This is a genomic window from Burkholderiaceae bacterium DAT-1 (assembly GCA_019084025.1).
Classification (GTDB): domain Bacteria; phylum Pseudomonadota; class Gammaproteobacteria; order Burkholderiales; family Chitinimonadaceae; genus DAT-1.
The window spans coordinates 586,454-594,673 of the sequence record JAHRBI010000002.1 but is presented as its reverse complement, the minus strand read 5'-3'; the positions used below and the strand labels follow the sequence as shown (position 1 = coordinate 594,673).

The following is an 8,220-nucleotide window of genomic DNA, read 5'->3' as shown; positions in this document are numbered from 1 at the left end:
AGATAAGAAGCAAGCTTCTTACCCCGTTCGACTTGCATGTGTAAAGCATGCCGCCAGCGTTCAATCTGAGCCAGGATCAAACTCTTGAGTTCAATCTCTATGCTACTTGTTTCTGGCTACGCAAAACTCAAACCTTTTTCAAGGTTTAAAATCTTAGCGTAAGCAATTTGGCTCATCACCAAGCGCCTACGCTTATCGGTTGTATCTTGTTAAAGAGCGGTGCTGATTTTTTTGCTTCGCTGCATTCGTTTCGTTTGCTGCGTCGCGTTCAGCGAGAGGCCGAACTATACGTGGCTTTTAAAAACCAGTCAACACCCCTTTTACAGTTTTTTGACGCAAAGTACGTAAGTAGCTGTTTTGCATGGGAAGAAATTTTCAAACAAATCGCGCGCAATCTGCTTTTCGATTCTTACATCGAGCACGCGGGGTGGCGCATGACTGGTAGAATGCGCCCTATTCAGATATTTCAGACACAGAAACAGATCATATATGGCTGTATTGACCGTTGAACACGCTCACCTTGCCTTCGGGCATGTTGCTTTGCTGGATGACGCCAGCTTCTCTCTCGAGTCTGGCGAGCGCATTGGGCTGATCGGGCGTAATGGCGCCGGGAAGTCATCTTTATTAAAGGCGATTGCCGGACAGACGAAGCTGGATGACGGCGAAATCAGAATCGCGCGCGAAGCAAAGGTCGCCTATGTACCTCAGGAACCGCCGATGCGGCCCGAGGCAACCGTATTTGAAACTGTAGCTGAAGGTCTGGGCGACTTGCGTCAGTTACTGGTGGAATACCACGATGCATCTGTAAAGGCGGGCACAGGCGACGGTGATGCACTGGACAGAATGACCGCGCTTCAGCACGAACTGGAAGCGCGTGATGGCTGGCGGGTGGATTCTTTAATCGCCACAACTCTCTCCAATCTGGGATTGCCCGCCGAGCAAACCATTGACTCACTCTCGGGGGGCTGGAAAAAGCGCGTTGCGCTTGCACGCGCGCTGGTATCCGAGCCTGCCGTATTATTACTGGATGAACCGACCAATCATCTGGATCTGAATGCAATCGAATGGCTGGAAGGCTTGATACGCGAGTTTCCGGGCGCAGTGCTGCTTATTACTCACGATCGTCGCTTTCTGGATAATGTTGCCACCCGTATTATTGAACTGGATCGCGGTATCGTTCGTAGCTACGACGGTAACTTTGCTCGCTATCAGGTGTTAAAGGCTGATCAGCTTGCGCAAGAGGAAGTGATCAATCGTAAATTCGACAAGTTTCTAGCGCAGGAAGAGGTCTGGATTCGCAAAGGGATCGAAGCCCGGCGCACCCGCAATGAAGGTCGCGTGCGACGCCTGGAGCAATTGCGCCGCGACCGTGCAGCGCGCCGTGATCGCGTAGGCAACGTGAATTTCTCACTGGATAGCGGTGAACGTAGCGGCAAGCTGGTAGCCGAACTGGAAGGTGTGACCAAGGCATATGGTGGTCGCACATTAATCAAACAATTCACCACACGTATCATGCGTGGCGACAAAATTGGTCTGATTGGCCCGAACGGTGCGGGTAAAACAACGCTTTTAAAGCTAATTCTGGGTGAGATCGAGCCGGATAGCGGCATCGTCAAACGGGGCACACAACAGCAGGTGGCCTATTTCGATCAGTTCCGCGAGGCATTACCTGAAGACACCCCGATTTGTGACGTCATCAGTCCGGGTAGTGATTACGTGGTCATCGGCAATGAACGCAAACACGTCATCAGTTATCTCGAAGACTTTCTGTTTGCGGCAGAACGCGCACGCAGCCCGGTCAAGTCACTATCAGGAGGCGAACGCGCCAGACTGCTGCTCGCGCGCTTGTTCACTCAGCCTGCAAATATTCTGGTGCTGGATGAGCCGACCAATGATCTCGATATTGACACGCTTGAATTGCTGGAACAGTTGCTGACCGAATATGAAGGCACGGTCTTTCTGGTGAGTCACGATCGGACCTTCCTCGACAATGTGGTCACGCAGGTGATCGCATTTGAAGGAGATGGCAAGCTGATCGAAAATCCGGGTGGCTATGATGACTGGATTGCTGCTCGCGCCCGGATGAAGAGTGCTCAGCAGGCTGCGACCGTTAAACAGGAAGTACCGTCGGCCGCACCTGCCTCGCAACCTGCCAACCGCAGCAATCGACAGGTGAAGTTGAGCTTCAATGAAACCCGCGAACTCGCCAGACTCCCAGAGGAAATCGAGCAACTGGAAACCGAGCAAGCCGACCTGCAGAACAAGCTGCTTGATCCGGACATCTATCGAACCGCACCAAAGGATGCGGCAAACTGGCAGGCACGTATCAGCGAAATCGAGATAACCTTACTGGACAAGCTGGATCGCTGGGAAATCCTGGAGAAAAAGCAGCGCGGGGAAGTAGAGTAAAACCCGACATCGCATCATATTCCGGGGGCGCTTGCCCCCGTTTCACTTTTTGTGCCGCATTCACGGCAATTCGGCGTTCCGCCATCTACACTGAAAACGATCCTTTTCAATCTGACAGGATAAGACATGACTGTCATTGCCGTTTTCAATCAGAAGGGTGGCGTGGGTAAGACCACGACTTCCGCCAATCTGGCATCTGCCATGGCTCGCAATGGTTATGACCCGCTCGCGATCGACCTCGATCCGCAGGCTCATCTGACTGCGATGTCAGGCCTCACGCTAAAATCGAAACAAACAATTGTTTCTCACTTTCAGGATGGCGCTTCACTGACCGATCTGGTTCACCGCCTACCTAACGGGGTGAACTTGATTGCGTCCCATATGGAGCTCGCCAAAGTCGATATGATGCTGGGGAATAATCGGCGTGATCTGAGAAGGCTGAGAAAGGCCATGCAGGATGAAATGCTGTCTGGCAGCGGTACACCGATTATCATTGACTGCTGCCCTATGCTGGGCGTGCTCTCGCTGTCGGCATTGATTGCCGCTGATGCAGTGCTTGTCCCTGTGACGGCTGAATATCTGGCCATGAACGGGGCGCATCAGCTGGATCAAACCCTCAGCGGCCTGACCAGCATGGGTTTATATCGTCCGCGCAAGGTCTTTGTAAATCGATATCAGCGTGGCCACCCGACCAGCGAACGCGTGGCCAATGAGCTTTCAAAGCGATACGGCAAGGATTTTTGCAAAACAAGAGTCTTCGAAAGTATGAGCGTACTCGAAGGTGTTGGACACAATCAGGACGTATTCAGTTATGCTCCTGACTCAGAAGGAGCGGAAGATTTTTCCTATCTGCTCGACGAGTTAATAGAGTCGAGGTTTATCAAGATCAAGAGGTGAAATTGAGGAACGCGCTGCCGGTTATCGCTCTGTCTCTATGGATAAGTGCCCACGCTATTGATATTGATACGCTGTGGAATTTCGACGACGTACCCGGCAGTGAAGCACGCTTGCAAGCCGCCCTTGAGCGAAGCAGCGTGCCGGAAGAGCGTGCGGCACTCATCACCCAAATTGCCCGTGCAGAAGGACTGCAAGGGCGCCCGGCTCGCGGCCATGCGATGCTGGATGAATTGCAAACCCGTCTGTCCGAGCTGCAGCCCGAAATCAGCATACGTTATATGCTCGAACGCGGGCGTTTATATAGCAGCAGCAATCGTCCTCTGTCTGAGCGCTGGCTGCGCCACACGATTCAACTTGCCAGCAAGCACAAACTGGATGGATTTGTCATCGAGGCTACCCACATGCTGGCCTTGATTCAGCAACAGGGCTCGGCAATTGATATGAATCTGAAAGCGTTGAAGCTTGCAGAAGCCAGTAGCGACCCCGCTGCGATGAAGTGGCAACCCACCTTGTACAATAATCTTGGCTGGCAATACCTGGATCAGCGTAATTATGAAAAGGCATTGGAGTACCTCAAAAAGGCTGAAGACTGGTATACCTCTCATCCTGATCCGAGAGGCTTGAATGCTGCCCATTGGTCGGTTGGAAAACTGCTACGCTTGAATGGAAAATCCACAGAAGCGCTCGACATCCAAATGTCGCTCACTAAAGCACAGAGCGTGGATAAGTCACTTTTGGGTTATGTATTCGAAGAAATTGCAGAAAACCTGGTGGTACTGGGTCGCTTACCTGAAGCCAAACAGTATTACGGCAAAGCATGGAAGCAGCTTGCGGAAGATCCATGGCTGAGCAAAAGTGATCCCAACAGATTGGCACGATTGAAAGCCCTATCGATTGACTGACCTGAGTCGCTACTCGCTCCAACTCTATCCGTAACCGAAAAGGGGAATGCAATATGCATTCCCCTTTGTCACTCTATGGGCGGCACGCTAGCAGGGACACTTTCCTACTTTTGCAGATTTTCCCGGATAGCGGGCATCCATACATGCCCGAAAGAAGCTTTCCTTGCTCATCGGCTGCGCGTCGGGATGCGCTAGCTGCATATGGGCCAAGTATGCATCATAGTCATGCACACCCACCATGAGCCGGAACCCCTGGCGAATTCGATTGAGCAAGCCCGATCTTGCATGATCAGCCATGTTGACCCACCTCGCGCAGTCGCACTGGCATTTCTTGCGCGTTTGCACCTGTTTGTCGCAAAGACTGAATCATGACTTTGATCCCCACTAACGCCATGACCACCACAACAGCCATGAAAACACCGCACATGGTGGCATTGATATAGTCGTTGGTGATGATTTGCTGCATCTGCATTGCACTCTTTGCGGGAGCAAGGACTTCACCCGCTTGTCCGGCCTTGCTGAATTTCGATGCATGCGCCAAAAAGCCGATCTTTGGATTGTCGTGGAACAGCTTTTGCCACCCTGCCGTTAGCGTGGTGATCATCAGCCAGCCTGTCGGCAGAAGCGTGACCCAGGCATAGCGCTGACGCTTCATTTTCACGAGAACAACCGTCGCCAGAATCAATGCCATTGCTGCCAGCATCTGGTTGGCAATACCGAACAATGGCCACAGTGTATTAATGCCGCCAAGTGGATCAATAACGCCTTGGTATAGGAAATATCCCCAGCCTGCCACGGCGATGGAGGTTGCCAGTAAATTGGCGAACCACGAACGGGTATTGGCAAGTGGCTTGATGAAATGCCCCAGAAAATCTTGAATCATGAATCTAGCGACACGCGTACCCGCATCGATGGTCGTTAGAATAAAGAGTGCTTCGAACAGAATGGCGAAGTGATACCAGAACGCTTTCATAGCAACGCCGCCAAACACGCCGGACAGAATATGTGCCATCCCGACTGCTAGCGTAGGAGCGCCACCTGCGCGGGATAGAATGCTGGCTTCCCCAACTTCCTTCGCCGCACCCGTGAGCATCTCGGGCGTGACGACAAACCCCCACGCACCAATCGCTTGTGCTGCAGATTCTGCAGTTGTCCCGATCAGCGAAGCAGGCGAATTCATGGCGAAGTAGACGGCAGGATCAAGTACGCTCGCTGCAATCAGCGCCATGATTGCGACAGCGGATTCAGCCAGCATCGCACCATAGCCAATCATACGAACATGGCTTTCGCGCTCCACCATCTTTGGTGTGGTACCGGAGGCAACCAGCGAGTGAAAGCCCGACACTGCGCCACAGGCAATCGTAATAAACAGGAACGGAAAGACGTTGCCGGCAAACACAGGCCCTGAACCATCAATAAAGCGTGTGACCGCGGGCATGGACAACTGCGGTGCCACGATCAGAATCGCCACTGCCAGTACTGCGATAGTTCCAATCTTCAGGAACGTGGAGAGATAATCACGCGGCGCAAGTAACAGCCACACCGGCAGAACCGATGCCACAAAGCCGTAGCCGATAAGCGCCCATGCAAGCGTTGTGCCTTTTAGCGTAAACATGGGTGCCCACGTTGCACTCTCGGCGACCGCCTGTCCCATGAAAATCGACAGCATCAACAGCGCAAAGCCCAGGATTGAGACCTCCGCAATGCGGCCCGGACGGATAAAGCGCATATAGACGCCCATAAAGAGCGCGATGGGGATCGTAGCCACTATGGTGAATGTTCCCCACGGACTGCCGGCAAGCGCCTTGACGACAACCAATGCCAGCACAGCCAGCAGGATGATCATGATGAGCAGGATGCCTGTCATGGCAATGACGCCAGCAAACGGCCCCAACTCGGCTTTAATCATTTCGCCTAGCGAGCGTCCATCACGGCGGGTAGAGATGAACAGGATCACCATATCCTGAACTGCGCCTGCCAGTATCACGCCGGCTATGAGCCATAGCGCGCCGGGCAAATATCCCATCTGTGCCGCGAGGACGGGTCCCACCAGTGGCCCTGCACCTGCAATGGCAGCGAAATGATGTCCAAAGAGCACCCACTTGTTGGTGGGTACATAATCCAACCCATCGTTGTGCTGTTCTGCAGGCGTCATCCGGGCATCATCAAGCGATAACACCTGAGCCGCGATAAATTTGCTGTAAAAGCGATATGCAATGATGTAGCAGCCGAGCGCGGCAATCACGAGCCAGATGGCGTTGACTGGTTCGCCGCGAGATAAGGCTACATAGGCAAGCGCACCTGCGCCGCCAATGCCAGCTAGGCCTAAGCCCAGCTGTTCACCCAGTTTATTTATCATGATGTCTCCCCTTGAATGAATGTCTGTTTTCAGACTATGCGCAGGGGATTACGCCAGTTTGCAGCTTTGCCGTCAAAGATTGCACGCAACTGTTGCGTGATTGGTGCATCAACCTTCTTCACTGCTTCGTCGCTGGCCGATCACAGCAATGGGAGAGACGTCGGCAGCGTGAAAGTGATAGCGATTGCGCCCCGCCGATTTGGCACAATACATGGCTGCATCCGCCTGCCGTAGCAATTCGCTTGCATCGGTTGAATCACTTGGGAAACGGCTAATGCCGACACTGCAGGTGACATAGGCGCTCCGTCCATTTAGATCGTATGGTTCACCTACATCCAGGATGACTTTTGCAGCGACCTGCGCACACTGAACATCACTTTCAATGCCTTGCAATACAATGACAAACTCATCGCCGCCAAGACGGGACACAATATCGCTCGCGCGAACGGCAGCTGTCATGCGCGCAGCCGCGGACTTGAGCAGTGTATCGCCCGCTTCGTGTCCCATGGTATCGTTGATTGCCTTGAATCCGTCGAGATCGACAAACAGGACGGCCACGCCATTGCCCATGCGCACGCCAAGTTGGATTGCGCGTCTTAATTCACGATCCAGCGAGGCTCGATTGGGTAAGCAGGTTAGATGATCCTGTTCCGCTAATGCACGCAGTTTTTCCTGAATCCGGCTGCGCTCCGTGAGTTCTTCCTGCAGTGCCCGCGTTCGTTTCGCGACAACGCGAGTCAGCGACCGGTTCCACAGCATCAAGGCCGCTAATGTCATCAGTAGCAAAATGGCCGTGCCCATCGATAGATAGGCCCACGTGGGTATAGTTTGCGGTCGAGGGGCTTTGAGTACTTCTGTGGTAAAAATTGCCTGACGAACATCGGGCGTCATGCTGTTTAAGGACTTGTTCAAAATCCGTCCTAGCATATCCCAGTCATCTCGCCATTGCATGAATAAGCGATATTCTCCGGGCAGTTTGCCTTCCAGTGATACGCCAAACTCACCATCATGATTCAGATCGTACATCGCCGATCCCAGATCTGTAACGATCGCATCGACAGCGCTCGCCTGAAATTGCTGCCTTGCCGCAGTGGAACTCACCGCATGGACAAGTTGTACCGCACCTTTGCCGGTCAAGCTTAATTCACCCGGATGTATCGCATAATCGGCAACGATCTTACTCAATTCACGATTGCCAGCGATTTGTGCACCTTTTCGCAATAGAACAGCCGGGAGACGCAGATATTCGAGACTGAAGCCCTTTCCCGCAATCATTTGATCGGGAGAAGCCATCGACAAAAGTAAATCGACTGATTTTGCTTTTAATTGATCCGTCGACGCATCAGACATCGTTGGCTGAACAAATTGAAACTTCAGTCCTGTCAGCCGACTGACCGCAGAGAGATAATGAATCGTTAGGCCGCCCTGCTTATCTTGGTCGGTCAGGTACAGAAAAGGTGGTCGCTGAATATTGGATGCACACAGAATGACGGGATGCGCAGCAATCCATTCGCGCTCATCCCTTGTCAGGAAATCTGCAGATGCGGCGCTCCTACTGGCAAGCAGACATGCCAGATAAAAGACTGGTGCAAGACACCCCAACCGCATGGTTCGCACGCGACACGCTCCCGAAAAGATGATAAGCACATGCCA

The 8,220-nt window shown here is 52.8% G+C and carries 6 protein-coding genes and 1 rRNA gene; 3 read left to right on the top strand and 4 right to left on the bottom strand.

Annotation, left to right across the window (positions count from 1 at the left end; all coding sequences use genetic code 11):
- Positions 1-92: ribosomal RNA gene (locus tag KSF73_05905) — 16S ribosomal RNA — on the bottom strand; the annotation flags it as partial.
- A 397-nt stretch (positions 93-489) separates the two neighbouring features.
- Here KSF73_05905 and KSF73_05900 point away from each other — a divergent pair.
- From KSF73_05900 to KSF73_05890, 3 genes are all read left to right on the top strand, one after another.
- A complete protein-coding gene (locus KSF73_05900; protein ID MBV1775244.1) occupies positions 490-2,409 on the top strand; it encodes an ATP-binding cassette domain-containing protein in 1,920 nt (639 codons plus the stop codon).
- Between the two features lie 126 nt (positions 2,410-2,535).
- Positions 2,536-3,306 (top strand): ParA family protein, encoded by a 771-nt coding sequence (locus KSF73_05895; GenBank protein ID MBV1775243.1) that lies wholly within the window; start codon positions 2,536-2,538, stop codon positions 3,304-3,306.
- A gap of 2 nt (positions 3,307-3,308) precedes the next feature.
- Entirely contained in the window at positions 3,309-4,208 is a 900-nt protein-coding gene (locus KSF73_05890; protein MBV1775242.1) for a tetratricopeptide repeat protein, read from the top strand.
- Positions 4,209-4,295: 87 nt separating this feature from the next.
- Here KSF73_05890 and KSF73_05885 read toward each other — a convergent pair whose 3' ends face one another.
- The 3 genes from KSF73_05885 to KSF73_05875 all read right to left on the bottom strand — a co-directional run bounded on the left by KSF73_05885 (position 4,296) and on the right by KSF73_05875 (position 8,184).
- Positions 4,296-4,505 carry a YbdD/YjiX family protein gene (locus KSF73_05885; protein ID MBV1775241.1) on the bottom strand — a complete coding sequence of 70 codons (210 nt, stop codon included), beginning with the start codon at positions 4,503-4,505 and terminating at the stop codon, positions 4,296-4,298.
- Positions 4,498-6,567: a carbon starvation protein A gene (locus KSF73_05880; protein ID MBV1775240.1), complete on the bottom strand. Its 2,070-nt coding sequence runs from the start codon at positions 6,565-6,567 to the stop codon at positions 4,498-4,500. Before KSF73_05880 ends, KSF73_05885 begins: the two co-directional genes overlap by 8 nt.
- A 108-nt stretch (positions 6,568-6,675) precedes the next feature.
- On the bottom strand, positions 6,676-8,184 hold the full coding sequence (locus tag KSF73_05875) for a GGDEF domain-containing protein (protein MBV1775239.1): 1,509 nt from the start codon (positions 8,182-8,184) through the stop codon (positions 6,676-6,678).
- Positions 8,185-8,220 lie beyond the last annotated feature (36 nt).